Annotated in this window: 25 protein-coding genes and 1 riboswitch; of the genes, 20 read left to right on the top strand and 5 right to left on the bottom strand. The window is 64.9% G+C overall.

Features of this window, described 5'->3' with window-relative positions:
- Positions 1-16 precede the first annotated feature (16 nt).
- Positions 17-214: a hypothetical protein gene (locus tag J2R80_RS18100; protein WP_028332600.1), complete on the bottom strand. Its 198-nt coding sequence runs from the start codon at positions 212-214 to the stop codon at positions 17-19.
- 372 nt (positions 215-586) lie between these two features.
- Between J2R80_RS18100 and J2R80_RS18095 the strand changes: the two genes are divergently transcribed.
- From J2R80_RS18095 to J2R80_RS18065, 7 genes are all read left to right on the top strand, one after another.
- Entirely contained in the window at positions 587-1111 is a 525-nt protein-coding gene (locus J2R80_RS18095) for a lytic transglycosylase domain-containing protein (protein WP_253639052.1), read from the top strand.
- Positions 1112-1219: 108 nt separating this feature from the next.
- Positions 1220-1361: riboswitch (TPP riboswitch) on the top strand.
- The gene (locus tag J2R80_RS18090) at positions 1349-2362 is read left to right on the top strand and encodes an FAD-dependent oxidoreductase (RefSeq protein ID WP_253639051.1); all 1014 of its coding nucleotides are present in this window, start codon (positions 1349-1351) and stop codon (positions 2360-2362) included. It overlaps the preceding riboswitch by 13 nt.
- Positions 2353-2550 carry a sulfur carrier protein ThiS gene (gene thiS / locus J2R80_RS18085; RefSeq protein ID WP_076824056.1) on the top strand — a complete coding sequence of 66 codons (198 nt, stop codon included), beginning with the start codon at positions 2353-2355 and terminating at the stop codon, positions 2548-2550. The genes J2R80_RS18090 and thiS overlap by 10 nt, the downstream gene beginning before the upstream one ends.
- 194 nt (positions 2551-2744) lie before the next feature.
- Positions 2745-3527, top strand: coding sequence for a thiazole synthase (locus tag J2R80_RS18080; RefSeq protein WP_076824053.1), 783 nt, complete (start codon positions 2745-2747; stop codon positions 3525-3527).
- Positions 3514-4122 (top strand): thiamine phosphate synthase, encoded by a 609-nt coding sequence (locus tag J2R80_RS18075; protein WP_253639050.1) that lies wholly within the window; start codon positions 3514-3516, stop codon positions 4120-4122. Before J2R80_RS18080 ends, J2R80_RS18075 begins: the two co-directional genes overlap by 14 nt.
- 133 nt (positions 4123-4255) lie before the next feature.
- A complete protein-coding gene (thiC, locus tag J2R80_RS18070; RefSeq protein WP_253639049.1) occupies positions 4256-6121 on the top strand; it encodes a phosphomethylpyrimidine synthase ThiC in 1866 nt (621 codons plus the stop codon).
- A gap of 322 nt (positions 6122-6443) precedes the next feature.
- The gene (locus tag J2R80_RS18065; protein ID WP_253639048.1) at positions 6444-6839 is read left to right on the top strand and encodes a hypothetical protein; all 396 of its coding nucleotides are present in this window, start codon (positions 6444-6446) and stop codon (positions 6837-6839) included.
- Positions 6840-6951: 112 nt separating this feature from the next.
- Here J2R80_RS18065 and J2R80_RS18060 read toward each other — a convergent pair whose 3' ends face one another.
- Positions 6952-8619, bottom strand: coding sequence for an NAD(P)/FAD-dependent oxidoreductase (locus J2R80_RS18060; protein ID WP_253639047.1), 1668 nt, complete (start codon positions 8617-8619; stop codon positions 6952-6954).
- 153 nt (positions 8620-8772) lie between these two features.
- Between J2R80_RS18060 and J2R80_RS18055 the strand changes: the two genes are divergently transcribed.
- Entirely contained in the window at positions 8773-9168 is a 396-nt protein-coding gene (locus J2R80_RS18055; protein ID WP_168857501.1) for a hypothetical protein, read from the top strand.
- Between the two features lie 475 nt (positions 9169-9643).
- Positions 9644-10159, top strand: coding sequence for a mismatch-specific DNA-glycosylase (locus J2R80_RS18050; RefSeq protein ID WP_253639046.1), 516 nt, complete (start codon positions 9644-9646; stop codon positions 10157-10159).
- Positions 10160-10306: 147 nt separating this feature from the next.
- Here J2R80_RS18050 and J2R80_RS18045 read toward each other — a convergent pair whose 3' ends face one another.
- Entirely contained in the window at positions 10307-10741 is a 435-nt protein-coding gene (locus tag J2R80_RS18045) for a hypothetical protein (RefSeq protein ID WP_028332611.1), read from the bottom strand.
- A gap of 207 nt (positions 10742-10948) precedes the next feature.
- Between J2R80_RS18045 and J2R80_RS18040 the strand changes: the two genes are divergently transcribed.
- The 3 genes from J2R80_RS18040 (at position 10949) to J2R80_RS18030 (ending at position 12345) form a co-directional block, all read left to right on the top strand.
- Positions 10949-11398: a YeeE/YedE family protein gene (locus J2R80_RS18040; protein WP_057014944.1), complete on the top strand. Its 450-nt coding sequence runs from the start codon at positions 10949-10951 to the stop codon at positions 11396-11398.
- A 67-nt stretch (positions 11399-11465) separates the two neighbouring features.
- Complete coding sequence (locus tag J2R80_RS18035; protein ID WP_253639045.1) at positions 11466-11945, top strand: DUF6691 family protein; 480 nt, start codon at positions 11466-11468, stop codon at positions 11943-11945.
- Between the two features lie 4 nt (positions 11946-11949).
- Positions 11950-12345: a RidA family protein gene (locus tag J2R80_RS18030; RefSeq protein ID WP_076824036.1), complete on the top strand. Its 396-nt coding sequence runs from the start codon at positions 11950-11952 to the stop codon at positions 12343-12345.
- Between the two features lie 169 nt (positions 12346-12514).
- Here J2R80_RS18030 and J2R80_RS18025 read toward each other — a convergent pair whose 3' ends face one another.
- The gene (locus J2R80_RS18025) at positions 12515-13276 is read right to left on the bottom strand and encodes an SOS response-associated peptidase (protein WP_253639044.1); all 762 of its coding nucleotides are present in this window, start codon (positions 13274-13276) and stop codon (positions 12515-12517) included.
- 62 nt (positions 13277-13338) lie between these two features.
- On the opposite strand from J2R80_RS18025, the gene J2R80_RS18020 reads away from it, so the two are divergent.
- From J2R80_RS18020 to J2R80_RS18000, 5 genes are all read left to right on the top strand, one after another.
- The gene (locus J2R80_RS18020; RefSeq protein ID WP_057014940.1) at positions 13339-13839 is read left to right on the top strand and encodes a hypothetical protein; all 501 of its coding nucleotides are present in this window, start codon (positions 13339-13341) and stop codon (positions 13837-13839) included.
- Between the two features lie 42 nt (positions 13840-13881).
- Entirely contained in the window at positions 13882-14301 is a 420-nt protein-coding gene (locus J2R80_RS18015) for an NUDIX hydrolase (RefSeq protein WP_057014939.1), read from the top strand.
- An 84-nt stretch (positions 14302-14385) separates the two neighbouring features.
- Positions 14386-14763: a TIGR02301 family protein gene (locus J2R80_RS18010; protein ID WP_076824032.1), complete on the top strand. Its 378-nt coding sequence runs from the start codon at positions 14386-14388 to the stop codon at positions 14761-14763.
- Positions 14753-15409, top strand: a complete 657-nt coding sequence (locus tag J2R80_RS18005) for an HAD family hydrolase (RefSeq protein WP_057014937.1) — start codon at positions 14753-14755, stop codon at positions 15407-15409. The genes J2R80_RS18010 and J2R80_RS18005 overlap by 11 nt, the downstream gene beginning before the upstream one ends.
- Positions 15410-15564: 155 nt before the next feature.
- Positions 15565-15831 carry a hypothetical protein gene (locus tag J2R80_RS18000; RefSeq protein WP_028332620.1) on the top strand — a complete coding sequence of 89 codons (267 nt, stop codon included), beginning with the start codon at positions 15565-15567 and terminating at the stop codon, positions 15829-15831.
- 65 nt (positions 15832-15896) lie between these two features.
- On the opposite strand, the gene J2R80_RS17995 is transcribed toward J2R80_RS18000, so the two are convergent.
- Complete coding sequence (locus tag J2R80_RS17995) at positions 15897-17231, bottom strand: dihydroorotase (RefSeq protein ID WP_253639043.1); 1335 nt, start codon at positions 17229-17231, stop codon at positions 15897-15899.
- Positions 17232-17358: 127 nt separating this feature from the next.
- Between J2R80_RS17995 and J2R80_RS17990 the strand changes: the two genes are divergently transcribed.
- The 3 genes from J2R80_RS17990 to J2R80_RS17980 are packed head-to-tail and all read left to right on the top strand — an operon-like array spanning position 17359 to position 19468.
- Positions 17359-18237: a folate-binding protein YgfZ gene (locus tag J2R80_RS17990; RefSeq protein WP_076824024.1), complete on the top strand. Its 879-nt coding sequence runs from the start codon at positions 17359-17361 to the stop codon at positions 18235-18237.
- Positions 18234-18860: a DNA-3-methyladenine glycosylase I gene (locus tag J2R80_RS17985; protein WP_057014934.1), complete on the top strand. Its 627-nt coding sequence runs from the start codon at positions 18234-18236 to the stop codon at positions 18858-18860. The genes J2R80_RS17990 and J2R80_RS17985 overlap by 4 nt, the downstream gene beginning before the upstream one ends.
- Positions 18857-19468: an HD family hydrolase gene (locus tag J2R80_RS17980; RefSeq protein WP_253639042.1), complete on the top strand. Its 612-nt coding sequence runs from the start codon at positions 18857-18859 to the stop codon at positions 19466-19468. Before J2R80_RS17985 ends, J2R80_RS17980 begins: the two co-directional genes overlap by 4 nt.
- Positions 19469-19557 lie beyond the last annotated feature (89 nt).

Below are 19557 nucleotides of genomic sequence, written 5' to 3'. Positions count from 1 at the left end.
ATGCGATGAGGAGACGTCAGGCGGCGAGCGGCGTAATGAGCTCCGCTTCCTCGTAGATCGCGATGGCCTCGAAGCGGTAATTGCAGGCGCGGCAATTCCACAAGAACGACGAGCGGCCTTCGCTGTGCTCCACCCAATCAGGGCGGGCGATCGGCTTACCGCATTGCGCGCAGGGATTTTCGCGAGGCATATAGCCGGTGTCCTGACGGACCATGGCGCATCTCCCGAATGTTGTTTCTTGCGTGCTTGGACAGAGCTGCTGACTGAACGATCGCGCACTCTGCCGTGGACGAAGTCTAGACCTTCATTGATTCGTTTGCACGACAAACTGCTGTGGATAGCGTGCGGCAAAATTAGTCAGAAAAATTAGAAGGAAATTGCAGGCCAAGACAATTTTTGGCTGAGACGATTGAAGCAAACAATTTGAAGCATCCGTCTTGCAATCGCGTCGTCCCTTCACCCCATGACCGGACAATCACGGATGCATTAACGTTCGCTGATGCGAAGGTTTTGCCACATTCCTGCCCGCTAGCCGTACCAATGAGACCGCAGAACCGACGCGCATCTGAAAGCCCGAGCGATTGAGATGAAGACCGTACAAGCCTTTGGCTGCCTTGCCGCAATCGCGGTGCTGGCGTCCTGCGCGAGCGCGCAGGCGCAATCGCGCGCGCAATATGAGGCGATGGTGGCGGCCGAGGCCCAGGCCAACCTCGTACCGGAAGAGCTGGTGCATCGCGTCATCGTGCGCGAGAGCAAGTACCATCCGCAGCTGATCGGACGCGGCGGCACCATCGGGCTGATGCAGATCAAGCTCGGCACTGCACGCGGCCTCGGCTACACCGGTACCGCCGAGGGTCTGCGCGATCCCCAGACCAACCTCAAATACGGCATCAAATACCTCGCCGGCGCCTATCGCGCCGCCGATGGCAATCACGATCGAGCCGTGCGTTATTTCGCGGGCGGGTATTACTACGTCGCAAAGCGCCAGCGCGGGGATCACCTGAAGGAAGCGAAGCATGGCGGCGCGGGTGCACCGCCGAAGGAATTCGCCAAGTCGGAGCAAATGACGGCCGATACCGCCGAGCCGAAGCCGGAACAGGCCGAAAAATAGCGCCGATCGTGTCCGCGCAGCCCCACGGCGCGTGCCGGCCATCCTCGACACCGCCTGTCAATGCGTCTGGCATACAAGTTGACACACGAGCCCATCCGCCTACATTAGGGGCGTTCCGAGGGGTGCTCCGAAGGAGGAGCTGAGATACCGCAAGCTTGGGCTAGCCAGTAGGCGAATAGTCCGGGACCGCGGTGACCCTTTGAACCTGATCCGGGTCATGCCGGCGAAGGGACAGGGATGTATCAGACGTCAAGACCGCGGGGGGTTTCCCCCGTCTCCATCATCGGCGCAGGCATAGCAGGCGCCTGGCATGCGCTCTTGCTCGCAGAGGCCGGACGTGCCGTCACCCTGCATGAGCGCAGTGACGCCGCGATGACGGAATCCACAAGCCACTGGGCCGGCGGGATGCTGGCGCCGTGGTGCGAGGCGGAGGCCTCCGAGCCGGTGATCTCCCGGCTCGGCATCCGCTCGCTCGCGCTGTGGCGGCAGCATGTTCCGGAAACCGCGTTCAACGGCTCGCTGGTGGTGGCGCATCCGCGCGACCGCGCCGATTTCGAGCGCTTTGCCCGCCTCACCACCGGCCATCGCCGGATCGACGCCGAGGGCGTTCGCGCGCTCGAGCCGTCGCTCGAGGGCCGTTTCCGTGACGCCCTGTTCTATCCCGACGAGGGCCATGTCGAGCCGCGCCGCGTGCTGCCGCGGCTGCATGCCGCGATCGGCAAGGCCGGCGGCGCCATCAAGTTCGGCAGCGACGCCGAGGCAGCCGATCTCGACGGCGTGGTGATCGACTGCCGCGGCCTTGCCGCGCGCGACCGCGAGCCGAGCTTGCGCGGCGTCAAGGGCGAGATGATCATCATCGAGACCTCCGAGGTCGAACTGGCGCGCCCGGTGCGGCTGATCCATCCGCGCTGGCCGCTTTATGTGATCCCGCGCGGCGACGGCCGCTTCATGCTGGGCGCGACCTCGATCGAGGCCGAGGACAACGGCGTCAGCGTGCGCTCGGCGCTGGAGCTGTTAGGGGCCGCCTATGTCGTGCATCCGGCATTCGCCGAGGCGCGCATCGTCGAATTCGGCGCCGGCCTGCGCCCTGCATTTCCCGACAATCTGCCGAAAATCAGGATCGAGCAGGAACGCATCACGGTGAACGGACTCTACCGTCATGGCTTCCTGCTCGCGCCGGCGCTGGCGGAGCTGACGCTCGCCTATCTCGCGCGCGGCGAAATCGACAATGAGGTGATGCAATGCGCGTGATCGTCAACGGCGAGCAGCGGGAGATCGTGGCCTCCAGTGTCGATGCGCTGCTGGCCGAGCTCGACTACGAGGGCACGCATTTCGCGATCGCGCTGAACTACGACGTGGTGCCGAAGAGCCGCTGGGCCGACACCGCGTTGAAAGCCGGCGACGAGATCGAGATCATCACGCCACGGCAGGGAGGGTGATGTGAGTTTGTTCGCACACTCCCTCCCCATGTCGTCCCGGCCGAGTGCGCGCTTGCGCACGGAGCCGGGACCCATAACCACGACCGGCTATTGGCGGAACGAACGACGCCCCGCGTGCCCTCTTGAAGGGCCGCGGCGTATGGGTCCCGGCCTTCGCCGGGACGACGGCGTGATTTGAGGAGACACCACGGATCATGGTCACCTTCTACGGCAAATCCTTCCCGTCCCGCCTGCTGATCGGCACGGCGCTGTATCCCTCGCCTGCGATCATGCAGAATGCGATCCGCGCCTCGGGCGCCAGCATCGTCACGGTGTCGCTGCGGCGCGAGGCGGCGGGTGGCAAGACCGGCGATGCGTTCTGGTCGCTGATCCGCGAGCTCGGCGTCACCGTGCTGCCGAACACCGCGGGCTGCCGCAGCGTGAAGGAGGCGGTGACCACCGCCAAGCTCGCGCGCGAATTGTTCGGCACGCCGTGGATCAAGCTCGAGGTGATCGCCGACAACGACACGCTGCAGCCCGACGTGGTCGGCCTGGTCGAGGCGGCCGGCATCCTGATCAAGGACGGTTTTGAAGTGTTCCCCTATTGCACCGAGGATTTCTCGGTCGCCTCGCGGCTGGTCGACGCCGGCTGCAAGGTGGTGATGCCGTGGGCAGCACCGATCGGCAGCGCCAAGGGCATCACCAACCGCGACGCGCTGAAGCTGTTGCGCGACCGCCTGCCCGGCATCACGCTGGTGGTCGACGCCGGCTTAGGGGCGCCTTCGCATGCCGCCGAGGCGCTCGAGCTCGGCTATGACGCCGTGCTGCTCAACACGGCGGTCGCCAAAGCCGCCGATCCCGTTGCGATGGCCAATGCCTTCCGCCTCGGCGTCGAGGCCGGCCGCACCGCTTACGAAGCCGGACTGATGGAAGCCCGCGACTTCGCCTCCCCCTCCACCCCTGTCGTTGGGACCCCGTTCTGGCATGCCGTATCCTGATCCCTTCTATCCCGTCGTCGACAGCATCAAATGGGTCGAGCGACTGACAAAACTCGGCGTCGGCACCATCCAGCTGCGCGCCAAGGAGCTCGACGATGCCGGGGCGCTGCAGATCGTCAGCGATGCGCTCGCAGTGACCAAGGGCACGCCGACCAAGCTCGTGGTCAACGACTATTGGCGCGCGGCGATCGTCGCCGGCGCCGAGCATCTGCATCTCGGGCAGGAAGACCTCGCCGAGGCCGACCTCGGCGAGATCCGCAAAGCGAACTTGACGCTCGGCATCTCCACCCATGACGACGCCGAGCTCGCCACCGCGCTTGCCGCCAAGCCCGACTATGTCGCGCTCGGCCCGATCTTCTTCACCACGCTCAAATCGATGCGGTTCGAGCCGCAGGGCATTCCGAAGATCACCGAGTGGAAGAAGCGGATCGGCTCGATCCCCCTTGTCGCGATCGGCGGCATCAAGTTCGAGCACGCCGCCAAGATCTTCGCCGCCGGCGCCGATTCGATCGCCGTCGTCAGTGACGTCACCCAGAACCCCGACCCCGACGCGCGGGTCAGACAATGGCTCGGCCTCAGCGCGGAGGCCGCGTGATGCACGTAACTCTCACCAGCGTCATTCCGGGGCACGCGAAGCGTGAACCCGGAATCTCGCGCCACCACCTCGAGATTCCGGATCGGTCCTAACGGACCGTCCGGAATGACGACAAGATTAAGGAGGATCCCTCATGAACATCCGCTCCAATCCCGACACCACCCGTCCCGCCGTCACCACCGGCGCGCTGCCCGCCTCGCGCAAGATCTTTGCGACGCCGGAGGCCGCGTCCGATCTGCGCGTGCCGCTGCGCGAGATCATGCTGTCGGAGGGCGCCGGCGAGCCGAACCTGCCGGTCTACGACACCTCGGGCCCTTACACCGACCCGAACGTGACGATCGACGTCAACGCCGGCCTGCCGCGCAATCGGCTCGCCTGGGTCAAGGAGCGCGGCGGCGTCGAGGAATATGAGGGTCGCACCATCAAGCCGGAGGACAACGGCAATGTCGGCGCCGCCCACGCCGCCAAGGCGTTCACCGCGCACCACAGGCCGCTGCGCGGCCTCGACGGCCACAAGATCACGCAGCTCGAATTCGCCCGCGCCGGCATCATCACCAAGGAGATGATCTACGTCGCCGAGCGCGAGAATCTCGGCCGCAAGCAACAGCTCGAGCGCGCCGAGGCCGCGCTTGCCGACGGCGAGAGCTTTGGCGCCTCCGTGCCGGCCTTCATCACCCCGGAATTCGTCCGCGACGAGATCGCGCGCGGCCGCGCCATCATTCCCTCCAACATCAACCATGCCGAGCTCGAGCCGATGATCATCGGCCGCAACTTCCTGACCAAGATCAACGCCAATATCGGCAACTCGGCGGTGACCTCGTCGGTCGAGGAAGAGGTCGACAAGATGGTGTGGGCGATCCGCTGGGGCGCCGACACCGTGATGGACCTCTCGACGGGGCGCAACATCCACACCACCCGCGAATGGATTTTGCGCAACTCGCCGGTGCCGATCGGCACCGTGCCGATCTACCAGGCGCTGGAGAAGTGCGACGGTGATCCGGTCAAGCTGACCTGGGAGCTCTACAAGGACACCCTGATCGAGCAGTGCGAACAGGGCGTCGACTATTTCACGATCCACGCCGGCGTGCGGCTGCCCTACATCCATCTCACCGCCAACCGCGTCACCGGCATCGTGTCGCGCGGCGGCTCGATCATGGCGAAGTGGTGCCTTGCGCATCACAAGGAGAGCTTCCTCTACACCCATTTCGACGAGATCTGCGACCTCATGCGCAAGTATGACGTCTCGTTCTCGCTCGGCGACGGTCTGCGCCCGGGCTCGATTGCGGACGCCAACGACCGCGCGCAGTTCGCCGAGCTCGAGACGCTCGGCGAACTGACGAAGATCGCGTGGGACAAGGGCTGCCAGGTCATGATCGAGGGCCCCGGCCACGTGCCGATGCACAAGATCAAGATCAACATGGACAAGCAGCTCAAGGAGTGCGGCGAGGCGCCGTTCTACACCCTCGGGCCGCTGACGACCGACATCGCGCCGGGCTACGACCACATCACCTCGGGCATTGGCGCTGCGATGATCGGCTGGTTCGGCTGCGCGATGCTCTGCTACGTCACGCCGAAGGAGCATCTGGGTCTCCCGGATCGCAACGACGTCAAGACCGGCGTCATCACCTACAAGATCGCGGCCCACGCCTCTGATCTGGCCAAGGGCCACCCCGCCGCGCAGCTGCGCGACGATGCGCTCAGCCGTGCCCGGTTCGACTTCCGCTGGGAGGACCAGTTCAACCTCGGCCTCGATCCGGACACCGCGAAGAACTTCCACGACGAGACCCTGCCGAAGGAAGCCCACAAGGTCGCGCATTTCTGCTCGATGTGCGGCCCGAAATTCTGCTCGATGAAGATCACCCAGGACGTCCGCGACTACGCCGCGACGCTCAACGACAAGGAACAGGGCATGGCGCAGATGAGCGCCAAGTTCAAGGAAATGGGAAGCGACGTGTATCTGGACGCGGAGAAGGTGAAGGAGAGCAACAGGGTGTTCTGACCCTCACCGCTCGTCATGCCCGGGCAACAGCGCGGAGCGCGTCTTCGCGCGAGACGCCCCGGGCATCCATCCAAAAACGAAAGGCCGGGTGAAAGCCCGGCCTTTTTGCGTCTGGATCATTCACTTATGATTTAGTGCGTGTGTTCGGCTTGTGGAGGGCCGGTCACGACAGCAACCGGCCCAGGTCCACACCAGGCGCTCCGCAGAACCCTTGACTTGGATCAACGAAAAATCCGCTATCTCATCGCTTGCTATGACGCTCGAAAGCGATGAAGGTCGGGTCAGGGATATTACCCCTGTGACCATTTGATTGGAGAGTTTCATGAGAACCTTCAGCGCTGTGCTATTCGTACTTCTCGTTGCGCAAGCGGCCTCGACACAGGCTGCGGATTTGAGCGGAGCCTGGACGATCGACGCCTCGGCTTGCAACCAGGTCTTCACCAAGGAGAATAACAAGCTCGCGTTCAAGAAAGATGCCGATCTCAACGCGGGAGGCTTGATCGTCCAGGGCAAGCAAATCACCGGCACATTTCAAAAATGCACCGTCAAATCGCTGCATGATGACGGGCAGAATGTTCGCGTGATTGCGGCGTGCTCGGACGGCGTCGCGGTTTCGGACGTGTCATTCGACATAACACTCTCCGGAGAGAACAAGATCATACTCAGCTCCAAGGCACCGGTGCCCATCGAGACGCCGTATGTTCGCTGCTCGATGTGACATTCGGCGGCGACGGCTTGAGCAAGTAGCCCGGATGAGCGAAGCGATATCCGGGGTTTACCTGTCCCGCATATCGCTGCGCTCATGCGGGCTACCGGACTATTCCTGAATCCTACGCCGTCGCCCCGACAGCTGCTTGCACACCGCCCCGCGCCCCCGCACCAAACGCAATCTCCTGATACCCTTTCTCCGCAACCCCGTTGATGATCCCCAAAAACTTCGGCGTGCCGCCGTTGTAGACGAAGTAGCGGACCGTCCCCTCCTCGTGGCCGGCGACGTTGGAGTTGTAGCCGGTGAACCACGACTTGGCTTTGCGCATCAGCATGATCTCGTACATCTTGACGACATGCGCGGTCCAGCGCTGCTGCGCTTCGAGCGTGGCGTCGGCGTGGGTCAGACCGCGGTCCCACATGTATTGCAGCAGGTTGGTGCACCAGTTGACGCCGTTCTCGATGCCGCGCGGGAAGTTGGTCGACGCGGAGGCGCTTTGCGGGCCGGTCGGCATCAACAGGTTCGGGAAGCCGTGGACGAGCATGCCGAGGAAGGTCGATGGCGCGTGCTTCCACTTGTCGGCGAGGCGCTCCCCGCCAATGCCGCGGATATCTATCAGGTCGTAGGCGCCGGTGATGGCGTCGAAGCCGGTGGCGTAGACGATGATGTCGAAATCGTAGTCGCGCGTCGTGGTGCGGAGGCCTTTTTCGGTGACGCGCACCAGCGGCGTTTCGGAGAGATCGACGAGCTGCACATTGTCGCGATTGTACGCCTCGAAATATCGGGTCTCCAGCGGCAGGCGCTGCACGCCGAAGCCGTGATCCCGCGGGATCAGCTTCTCGGCGACATCAGGATCGTTCACGCGCTGGCGGATGCGGCCCGCGATATATTCCGAGAGCTCCGCATTGGCGGCTTCGTCCATGAAGATCTCGCGGAAGTTCGCGAGCCAGATGCCGAAGCCGGGCTCGTCGTAGAGCTTGTCCCACAGCTTGAGCCGCTCCTCGCGGCTCACCTCGTAGAAGCCGCGCTTGTCGGGGCCATGGACAAAACTGCCCGGCGTCAACGCGCAGGCAGCAAAAATCTCGTCATAGCGGGCGCGGATCTCGGCCATCTCGTCAACGGAGATCGCAGAGTTGTTGAGCGGCGCGCTCCAGTTCGGCCGGCGCTGGAACACCGTGAGCTCGCCGACCTTGTCGGCGATCTCGCCGATCAGCTGGATGCCGGTGGCGCCGGTGCCGATCACCGCGACTTTCTTGCCGGCAAGATCGACCGGCTCGTGCGGCCAGTAATAGGTGTGGAACGAGCGGCCCTTGAAGTCATCGATGCCAGGCACGCGCGGCATGGTCGGCGCCGACAACAGCCCGATCGCGAGCACCACGAAGCGGCAGGTCAGTTCGCGGCCGTCACTGATCCTCAATTGCCAGAGGTCGCGCGTCTCGTCGAACTGCATGGTCTCGACCTTGCAATTGAACTGCATGTACTTGCGCAGGTCGAACTTGTCGGCGACGTAGTTGAGGTAACGCAGATTCTCGGGCTGGCCGGAGAAGCGCTCCTTCCAGTGCCACTCGTCGAGCAGCTCGCGCGAGAATGAGAAGCCGTAGGTGTAGCTCTCGGAATCGAAGCGGCAGCCCGGATAGCGGTTCCAGTACCAGGTGCCGCCGAGATCGGGCGCGGCTTCGAGCACGGTGGCGTCGATGCTGAGATCGGCCAGCCGCTTGATCTGGTAGATGCCCGCGACGCCGGCGCCGACCACGATCACCTCAAAGTGGGTTTTCGCCTCTCCTGTCATGTCCGCTCCCGAATTCTTCTTGATCTGTTTGAGCGGATTACAGACCCTTTTGCACCTGCAAGCAACCGCGCGATCGGGCACGACTTGCGTTGAGGCGCTGCGTGCACCACATCGATCACTGCAATTTCGCCAAGCGCAATCCGGGCAAGCGACATGACCGACAATCTCACCGGCGTCTGGGACGGCAGCTATGTTCAGCCGAGCGGCATGGTCACGTTCCTGGCGACGCTGATCGACGCCGGCGGCGCGCTCGGCGGCAGCGTGACCGAACCCTGCGTGATGCCGGGCTGTCCGATCAGCACGCACAATGCATCGCTTGCGGGCCAGCGCTCCGGCAGCGCTGTTACGTTCGTCAAACGTTACGAGCCGCCTGGCTACGGCTACGACACCGTGCACTATGAAGGCGCGGTCAATGCCGACGCGACCGAGATCGACGGCCGCTGGAGCATCCGCGGCACAAGGTTCTCGGGGACGTTCCTGATGGTGCGCGCAACCGGACCGTCGCAAGCGGTCACGACGGAAGAAGAGGTCAAGGAGCCGGTGCGCTAGCGCGTGACGGGACTAGCTTGAATGACGACAGCGACGGCACTGCCCCCCGCAAGCCGCAGGGCTATGCATATGGCTGGCGGCCACGACGACATGGAAACGTCGCTTACAGAAGCGCACGAATGCCATATGCCCCGGGAGGCGAGCGTGCGCCTGCGTGATTTCGGAATATTGGAAAATATTCGTGAGTTGCCCGACGTGTCAAGTAGCCTGGTCGAACGCCGGCCACCGCCGGCTACTTTGTACTTTGCATGGGGTTGTTTTCGATATTTTGGGAACGCGCCTCCCCTGCGAGTGCTGGCAATCGCATATGGGCTCGATAGCGCCACAAACTCGTCATGCCCGGCCTTGTGCCGGCCATGACGGCGCGGAAACACCGGATTGCCCTGCCCGCAATCGGGAGAGGTGAGGCGCAGTTCGCCGCTCGATTCCAGGTGAAGTCATGTGCCAACGCGTGATTACTTTATTCAGCCCCCAGATGCCCGCGAACAATTCCCACCGCCTCCCCGACCAGCTCCGCGCCAATCTGCGCCTGGTGTTCGTCGGCACCGCGGCCAGCACGCGGTCAGCCGCCGTCGGGCATTATTACGCGCATCCCGGCAACCGGTTCTGGCGTGCGCTGCATGAGGCCGGCATCACGCCGCGGCGCTATCGGCCGGACGAGTTCGCGGCGCTGCTCGCGCTCGGCATCGGCTTCACCGATCTCTCCAAGACCGGCGCCGGGATGGATCACGAAATCAGCAGGCAGTCGTTCGACGTCGTGGGCTTCCGGACGAAGATCGAGACCTATCGGCCGAACACCGTCGCCTTCACCAGCAGGAAGGCGGCGAGCCTGTTCTACAACAGGCCGACCAACGCGCTCGTGCTCGGCCGGCAGCCATCGGTGAATGGCTTTCCCGAAGTGTTCGTGCTGCCGTCGCCATCCGGCGCGGCCTCGGGTCATTGGACCTTACAGCCGTGGCGCGAACTCGCCGAGTGGATCACGGAATCGTAGGATCGTAGGATCGGTAGAGCCAACGGGTCCGCGCAAAGCGCGGCCGGATGATAAACTCCGCAAAACCCATCATCTCTCCCGACGCACCGAAGTCGATGGGTTTCGCTTCGCTCTACCCATCCTACGAGATCGCTACGAGACCGCTCCCTACTCCTTCAACGTGATCGCAAGCCCGCTGAGGTCGACATTGGCCATCAACCCGACCTGCTTGCCGCTCAATTCGAGCACCGCGCCGTTCTGGTTGGTCAAGAGGATGCCGCGCACGCCGGCGCCGAGCGCAACGCCCATGCCCGCCGCGGCATAGACGCCGTTGATATCCTGCGGACGGCGGATATTGCGCACCCGCCCCTGCAACGTGGTCTGCGAGCCGCCGAACACGAGCCCATAGTCCAGCCCGCCGGCCGTGAGCCCATAGGTCTGGCCGTGGAAGGTCATGACGCCCTTGCCGGCGGAGCCGCCGAACACCCAGCCGCCCTTGAAGATCACGAGCGTCACCGCGCCCTCGTCAGCCAGGGCAGCGGACGTTCCGGTGAGCATCGCCAGCGCGAGCAGCGCGGCGCGGGCGACGGATGGCAACTTCATGGGGGATTCTCCGGACGAAGTGAGAGCGAATCGCGGCAATCCAGCCGACCGGCGGCATCGCTGAAATGCCGCGAAACATGCGGGATTGCGCTTGTTCCTGATGGTGCGGAGTCTATCATCGCCTCTGCAGCCGCGCGACCACTGGCGCATGCGCGCCCACCGCTTTGCCGGATCGCTGAGGAGTTTGCGCAACAGGGATCTGCATCGATGCACGATTTCACCCCACTTTCCGGCCTAGCCGGCGGCGCGCTGATCGGGCTTGCCGCGGCGCTCTTGATGCTGCTGACCGGGCGAATCGCCGGGGTCACCGGCATCGTCGGCGGCGCGCTGCGGGCCGATACCGCCGACCGCGGCGCCGACCGTAGCGCCGATCGTTCCTGGCGCATCGCGTTCATCGCGGGACTGATCGGAGCGCCCCTGATTGCGGCGCTGTTCGGCGCGCCGCTGCCGCGGCCGGCGATGAATGCGAGCCTTGTGGTGGTCGCGATCGCGGGACTGCTGGTCGGATTCGGTACAAGGATGGGCAATGGCTGCACCTCGGGCCACGGCGTCTGCGGCTTCGCGCGGCTGTCCGGCCGCTCGATCGTGGCAACATGCATCTTCATGCTGACGGCGATCGCGACGGTCGCAATCGTCAGGCACGGGATCGGAGGCTAAGCATGATCCGGAAAAGTGCGAAGCGGTTTTCCGAAAGGATCATGCTCAAACAAGGAGCGGTTTAGCGATGCCGGTGCTTGCCAGTTTTGTCTGCGGCCTGATCTTCGGCGCGGGGCTTCTGATCTCCGGCATGACCGATCCGCAGAAGGTGCTCGGCTTCCTCGATCTGTTCGGCGCGTGGGACGCGACGCTCGCCTTCGTGATGGCGGGCGCGGTTGCGGTCGCAGCAACCGGCTTTGCGATCGCCCGGCGGCGCACGGCCCCCGCCTTCTCGGTGCGCTTCCTCTGGCCCGACCGGACCGACATCGATGCGCCGCTGGTTGCCGGCGCGGTGCTGTTCGGCATCGGCTGGGGCCTCGTCGGCATCTGCCCCGGGCCGGCACTGGTCAATATCGCCGGCCTCTCGCTACCGATCGTGGTCTTCGTTCTCGCGATGCTCGCAGGCATGATCGGCCAGAATCTCTTCGGCAGGAATCTTTGGCGCCGGCGTGCACCGGCGCCGCGCGCCATCGAAACTTCTCCCCTTCCATCTCACGCAGACGGGTGACCCAATGACTGAAAAGACCACAATCAAGCACTTCCCTCCTCCGCCCGGCGTCCAGGCGCCGCCACTCTCGTTCGGCGCCCGCGTCGGCGATTTGTTGTTCATCTCCGGCATTCCCGGCTTTGACGCCAATCGCGAGCTGCCCGACGGCTTCGAGGCGCAGTTCGCCAATGTCGTGACCAATATCAAGCGCGTGCTGAGCGAGGCGGGCGCGACGATGCGCGATCTCGTCAAGGTCAACGTGCTGCTGACGCGCGCGAGCGACGTCGCGACGATGAACGCGCTGTATGCTGGCGCGTTCGGCCCCGCCCCCTACCCCGCGCGCACCACCTGCGTGGTGGTGGCGCTGCCCAATCCAAAGATGCTGATCGAGATCGAAGGCGTGGCACACGTGAAGGGGTGATCTCTGGCTCTGTCATGCCGGAGCGCGCCACTTGGCGCGAGCCCTCAGGTGCGCAATTGCGCACCGGTTGAATCGAGGTCCATCTTCATCGTCGTCCTGGCGAAGGCCAGGACGACGATGTGGAGAGCTGACGCAAATCCGCGCTGCATCACGCCGGTTCAGTGAGCCCTCAAAACAGCGACCCCTGCCCGTCATCCTCCCGCACCGGCGCCTTGCGCGGCGCGGCCTTCTTCGGCTGCGGCGCGTCCTCCGCGGCGATTTCATCCGCGGTCATCGGCAGCAGCAATTGCGCATCGTCATTGGCGACCGCGTTGACGCGCATCGTGACCTGGTGCCAGGCGAACTCGCCGACCTCGGGGCCCTTCAGCATCGGCATCACGTCGTCGACATCGTTCGGCAGGCAGTCGAGCCAGCGCGCGAATTGCTCGGGCCTGATCGTGACCGGCACGCGGTGATGCAATTGCGCGAGGTCGGGACTGGCCGGCGCAGTGACGATCGCGACCGTATCCTGCTCCTCGCCGTTCGGCCCCATCCAGGTCTCGGCAAGCGCGGCGAAGGCGAGCGGATGGTCTTCGCGGCGATGGATGAAGAACGGCCGCTTGCGGCCGCCGGCATCCTGCCATTCGTAATAGCCGTCGGCGGGGATCAGCGCCCGGCGCCGCTTGATCGCGTTCTTGAAGGCCGGCTTCTCACGCACCGTCTCGGAGCGCGCGTTGATCAGGAGCGAGAAGGTCCTGGGGTCCTTGACCCACGACGGGATCAGGCCCCAGCGCATCAATTGAAAATGCCGGCCGCCATTCTGCAGCAGCACCACCGGGATCGGCTGGGTCGGCGCAACATTATACCGTGGCGGAAAATTCGGCTGCTCGATATAGCCGAACATCTCGCGCAAGGCCGCCGGCGGCGAGGTTATGACAAAGCGTCCGCACATTTGCCGTCCAGAGTGGTATCCGTTTATTCTGCCTTAACTTGGACCGTTAAAGACTGCGATCAATGACCTCAACGGCCGCCATAGCGGACTCTTCCCCGCGACCGACGTACCCCGATGAGGCGCGGGCGGCGCTGTTGCGCGCCGCCAACATCAATCCCCGCACCGGGCTTGCCACCGACTACCTCAATCACTTCAACGAAGCCATCATGCTGCTGGAGATGGTCCCAGACCTGCCGGAATGCGCCAGCGATTTCCTCGAATGGCAGCCGCTGTCCTATGCCGAGCATTTCACCGCGTCGAATTTCCGGGCACGCGATCTCGCGATCGAGGCCTATGAGACCGCGGACGCCGCAATCCGGGCCGAATTCGACCAGCTCACCGACAGCATGACGAAGATCCTGACCGAGGTCGGGGCGGCGATGCGGCAATTGCAGCAGGACAAGAGCCGGGTCGCGCTCGCCGAGCAGGCGATCGTCTGGGTCAAGCCGCTGGTGATGCAGACCGCCGGCATCATCAACGGCGCCGCAGAGGCCGATGTCGACAGCATCATGGCGGGCGCCTGAGATATCGGGCATGATGGTCTTCACAACCGGCTGCCAATCACCTTGACCTCTCCCGAACCTCCGATCCGCCCGCAGCTCGCCGTGTCAGGCGTGATTTTCCGCGACGACAAGGTGCTGCTGGTGCGCCGCGCCCGCTCGCCCGGTAAGGGCTTCTATTCGCTGCCCGGCGGCCGGGTCGAGTTCGGCGAATCGCTGCATACCGCCCTGCACCGGGAGATCGACGAGGAGACCGGCCTCAAGGTCGAGATCGTCGGCCTCGCCGGCTGGCGCGAGGTGCTGCCGACCGGCCCCGGCACCGGACACTATCTGATCATGACCTTCGCGGCGCGCTGGGCGTCCCGCGAGCCTCACCTGAACGACGAGCACGACGATTTCAAATGGCTGGCGCCGGAGGAGATCGGCGACCTCAAGGTCACCGGCGGCCTGCATGAGGTGATTGCGGCCGCCCGGCGGCTGGTTTGAGGCCCGTTTTAGCGGCTTTGGGGGGCTCGGCCGCCTTGCCTCGGGCGCATTGAGGGGGCATACCACGGCCATTCCGGAACCCCGATGATCAAAGCCTTTCTCGCCGTTGTGATCCTGTTGTCGGCATGCCTTGCGACGCCCGCCCGGGCGCAGGACGCGGCTGCGCCGTTCGACGGCGATTTGCAGCGGCTGGCCGAGATCCTCGGCGCCCTGCACTATCTGCGCGGCATCTGCGGCTCCAACGAGGGCGCCAAATGGCGCAACGAAATGCAGGCGCTGATCGATGCCGAGACCCCCTCCGGCGACCGCCGCGCCCGCATGATCGCGGGCTTCAACCGCGGCTATAACGGCTTCCAGCAGACCTACCGGACCTGCACGCCCGCGGCCACGGTAGCGATCCGCCGCTACATCGAGGAGGGCTCGAAAATCTCCCGCGACCTGACGGCCCGCTATGCCAACTGAACGGGCGATCTTCTTCGACCTCGACGGCACCCTGACCGACCCGAAGCCCGGCATCACCGGCTCGATCCAGTACGCGCTGGAAAAGCTCGGCCGGCCGGTTCCCTCGCAGGATGAACTGACCTGGTGCATCGGGCCGCCGCTCAGGGCGAGCTTTGCGATGCTGCTCGGCGGCGAGGAGCTCGCGGACCGCGCGGTCGCGCTCTACCGCGAAAGATTCGGCGATGTCGGGCTGTTCGAGAACGCGGTCTATCCCGACATCGCGGAGGTTCTGGCCGAGCTGCGCCGGGCACCGGGCCGGATGTTCGTCGCGACCTCGAAGCCGCATGTGTTCGCGACGCGGATCATCGCGCATTTCGGCCTCGGCGGCTATTTCGACCACGTTTTCGGCTCGGAGTTCGACGGAACCCGGGTCAACAAGGTCGACCTGCTCACCTATGCGCTGGCGCAGACCGGGGCCGATCCGGCCAAATCCCTGATGATCGGCGATCGCAGCCACGACGTGATCGGGGCGAATCGAAACGGCATCCGGGCGGTCGGCGTCACCTATGGCTACGGCACGCCCGAGGAGCTGACCGAGGCCGGCGCCAGCCATCTGTGCGCCACGCCGCGCGCGGTGCTGGACCATATCCACAGCTCATTCGGCTGATCGCGGCCCGGATATCCGGAATTCCCCTTTAAATGCCGGGGCCGCCGTTAACCTTTTCGAAAGATGTGGGCTAGGCGGTACCTGCATGCGTGATACATCTCGCGCGTCGCAGTGGTTCGCTCCTCGGACCGCGCGCTGTCAATTTGCAGAGTTTCATGCGCCATCCAGCGTCCTTCCCCCATCACCAAGACCCGCGACCCGACCACGAGCAGAAGCAGGCCGCGCTGGGCTACCTGAACGAGGCTTGGGCTGAAGCGCGTCACGACGGCGTCGATGGCGACTGCCTCGCGCAGGCGAGCCTGTTTGCGGCGCTCGCCGAGCTCGTCGGCACCTATGGCGAGGACGCGGTGGCGAAATTTGCCGAGGGCCTCGCCGCGCGCGTGCGCAACGGCGAGTTCTCGCTGGCATTGGCCCGACAGTAAAACGATAGCGTTTTCGAGCGAAGTGGGCCGCCGGTTCGCGTCAAGAAAACGCGTCAAACGCGAACCTACGGCTTCAGCGTCTCGAGGAACCGAACCGGCTCGCCGGTCGATGGCGTCGTGACTTCGCCCTGCCACATCACCTGCCGGCCGCGCACGAAGGTGCCGACCGGCCAGCCCTGCACCCGCACGCCGTCATAAGGCGTCCAGGCGGCGCGCGAGGCGATCCATTTGTTGGTGATGGTCTCGCTGCGCTTCAGGTCGACGATTGTGAAGTCGGCATCGTAACCGGCCGCGATGCGGCCCTTGCAGGCGATGTTGAACAGGCGCGCAGGCCCCGCGCTGGTGAGATCGACGAAGCGAGCCAGCGACAGCCGCCCGGCATTGACGTGATCGAGCATCAGCGGCACCAGCGTCTGCACGCCGGTCATGCCCGACGGCGAGGCCGGATAGGTCTTGGCCTTCTCCTCCAGCGTATGCGGCGCGTGATCCGAGCCGAGCACGTCGATGATGCCCTGCTCGATACCGTACCAGATGCCGGCGCGGTGATCGGCCGAGCGCACCGGCGGGTTCATCTGGGCCAGTGTGCCGAGCCGCTCGTAGCACTCCGGCGCGGCCATGGTGAGGTGGTGCGGCGTCGCCTCGCAGGAGGCGACATCCTTGTGGTCGCGCAGGTATAGAATCTCTTCCTTGGTCGAGATGTGCAGCACGTGGATGCGCTTGCCGGTCTCGCGCGCCAGATTGACCAGGCGCTCGGTCGCCATCAGCGCGGCGGTCTCGTCGCGCCACACCGGATGCGAGCGAGCATCGCCCTCGATCCGCAGCGGCTTGCGCTCGTTGAGGCGATACTCGTCCTCGGCGTGGAACGCGGCGCGGCGCCGGATCACCTGGAAGATCCGCCGCAGGCTCTCGTCGTCCTCGACCAGCAGCGCGCCGGTGGAGGAGCCGATGAACACCTTGACGCCGGCGCAGCCCGGGGCGCGCTCGAGCTCCGGCAGATCCTGCACGTTCTCGCGGGTGCCGCCGATGAAGAACGCGAAATCGCAATGCATGCGATGGCGGCCGCGCTTGATCTTGTCGGTGAAGGCCGCTTCGGTGACCGTCAGCGGATTGGTGTTCGGCATCTCGAACACGGCGGTGACCCCGCCCATCACCGCGCTGCGCGAGCCGGTCTCGAGGTCTTCCTTCTGGGTCAACCCGGGCTCGCGGAAATGCACCTGGGTGTCCATCACGCCGGGCAGGATGTGCAGGCCCTTGCAGTCGATCACCTCGCCGGCCGAGGCCTGACTGAGCGAGCCGATCGCGGCGATGCGGCCGCCCGCGATACCGATATCGCGCACGCCCTCGCCGTCCTGATTGACCACGGTGCCGGATTTTAGAATGGTGTCAAAATGCTGATTCATCGGTCCTCGACGCCCGCTTTCGGCTGTCGCGCGGGCCTTGTTCGGCGCACTCTAGCGCCTTAGCTTGGCAGGGGATATCGCGGCCTGCGCGTTTCCCAAGGAACTTGGAAAAGAGCCAATTTTGCGAATGAAAGCAGCGTTTCTTCCAGATCGGGGCGTGGTCAAGGTCTCTGGCGAGGACGCCCGCAACTTCCTCAACGGCCTCATCACCGCCGACATCGCCGAGTTGCGCGCGGGACAGGCCCGGTTTGGCGCGCTGCTGACGCCGCAAGGCAAGATCATCGTCGATTTCCTGATCACCGAGATACCCTCAGGTCATGGCGGCGGCTTCCTGATCGACGCGCCGCGCGCGCTCGCCAAGGGTCTTGCCGACAAGCTCGGCTTCTACAAGCTGCGCGCCAAGGTCGTGGTCGAGAACCTGTCCGATAGCCTCGGTGTGCTGGCAGCTTGGGATGGCGAGCCGGCGGCGACGCCGGATCTCGCGTTCGCCGATCCGCGCAACCCAGCGCTCGGCTGGCGCATCCTGATTCCGGAAGATTTGAAGCAGAAGCTCGCTGAGCTGATCGGTGCCGATCTCGTCGACTCCAGCGCCTACGAGGCGCATCGGATCGCCACCGGCGTGCCGCGCGGCGGGCTCGACTTCATGTATGGCGACGCCTTCCCGCACGAGACCAATATGGATCGCCTCAACGGCGTCGATTTCGACAAGGGCTGTTATGTCGGCCAGGAGGTGGTGTCGCGCATGCAGCACCGCGGCACGGCGCGCACCCGCACGGTGAAGATCGTCCTCGACGGCCCCGCGCCCGAAGCCGGCGCTACCATCCTGGCCGGCGACAAGCAGGTCGGCACCATCGGCTCGACCGCCGGCGAGAAGGGTCTCGCGCTGGTCCGCATCGACCGCGTCGCCGATGCGCTCGACGCCGGCCTGGCGCTGACCGCGGGCGGGCTGTCGCTTCACCTCGCCGAACCCGACGCCGTCCGCATCACACCCAAGCAGACCGCATGAGCCGTACCGCGCAACTGCACCCCGACGGCAAGACGCGTTGCCCCTGGCCGGGCGAGGATGCGTTCTACGTCGCCTATCACGACAATGAATGGGGCGTGCCGGAATATGACGACCGCGCGCTCTACGAAAAGCTGATCCTCGACGGCTTCCAGGCCGGTCTGTCCTGGATCACGATCCTGCGCAAGCGCGAGAACTTCCGCAAAGCCTTCGACGATTTCCAGCCCGAGAAGATCGCGCGCTACAACGCCAAGAAGGTGCACGCGCTGATGAACGACGCCGGCATCGTGCGCAATCGCGCCAAGATCGAAGGCGCGGTGGCGAGTGCGAAGGGCTATCTGGAGATCATGGAGAAAGGCCCCGGCTTCTCGAATTTCCTGTGGGACTTCGTCGACGGCAAGCCGAAGGTCAATCAATTCAAGACCACCGCGAGCGTGCCGGCCTCGACGCCGGTCTCGATCAAGGTCTCGAAGGAGCTCGGCGCGCGCGGCTTCAAGTTCGTCGGTCCCACCATCGTCTACGCCTTCATGCAGGCGACCGGCATGGTCAACGATCACCTCGTGACCTGCTTCTGCCACGAGAGCTGCAGCGGCAAGCTCCGCACACCGCGACTCAAGAAGAAATGACGGTGCGCAAATCGACGGAGACAACCCGCGCCTGGCAGCGGATGTTGTCGGGACGCCGGCTGGACCTGCTCGACCCGTCGCCGCTCGATATCGAAATCGTCGACATCGCGCATGGACTGGCGCGGGTCGCGCGCTGGAACGGCCAGACCAGCGGGGCGCACATCTTCTCGGTGGCTCAGCACACGCTGCTGGTCGAAGCCGTGATGCGCCAGCAGATGCCGCGCGTCGACATCCGCCATCGTCTCGCCGCGCTGCTGCACGACGCACCGGAATATGTCATCGGCGACATGATCTCACCGTTCAAGGCGGTGCTGTCAGGCGAATACAAGGCGGTGGAGAAGCGGCTGCTCGGCGCGATCCATATCCGCTTCGGCCTGCCCGCCGTGCTGGCGGACGAGATCACCCAGCAGATCAAGGCCGCCGATCGCGGCGCCGCGTATCTCGAGGCGACGCATCTGGCGGGATTTTCGCGAGCCGAGGCCAAGCGGCTGTTCGGCCGCGATCCGGAACTGCCCGAAGCGACCGAGCGCGACTATCTGACGCCATGGACCGCCGCGCGGGCCGAAAAGCAGTTCCTCGAGCGCTTCGAGGCATTGCACGCCTCGTAGGGCGGCAGCGAAAACGTGCCGCCGGTTGCGCCGCAAAACGACGAATCGGCATGGCACCCCCGCCTTTGCCCGTTCGGGAGCAGCCGTTA

Source organism: Bradyrhizobium sp. USDA 4541 (genome assembly GCF_024171085.1).
In the GTDB taxonomy this organism is placed as follows: Bacteria; Pseudomonadota; Alphaproteobacteria; order Rhizobiales; family Xanthobacteraceae; genus Bradyrhizobium; species Bradyrhizobium australafricanum.
The sequence above is the reverse complement of the archived record's forward strand: the minus strand, read 5'-3'. Positions and strand labels throughout refer to the sequence as shown.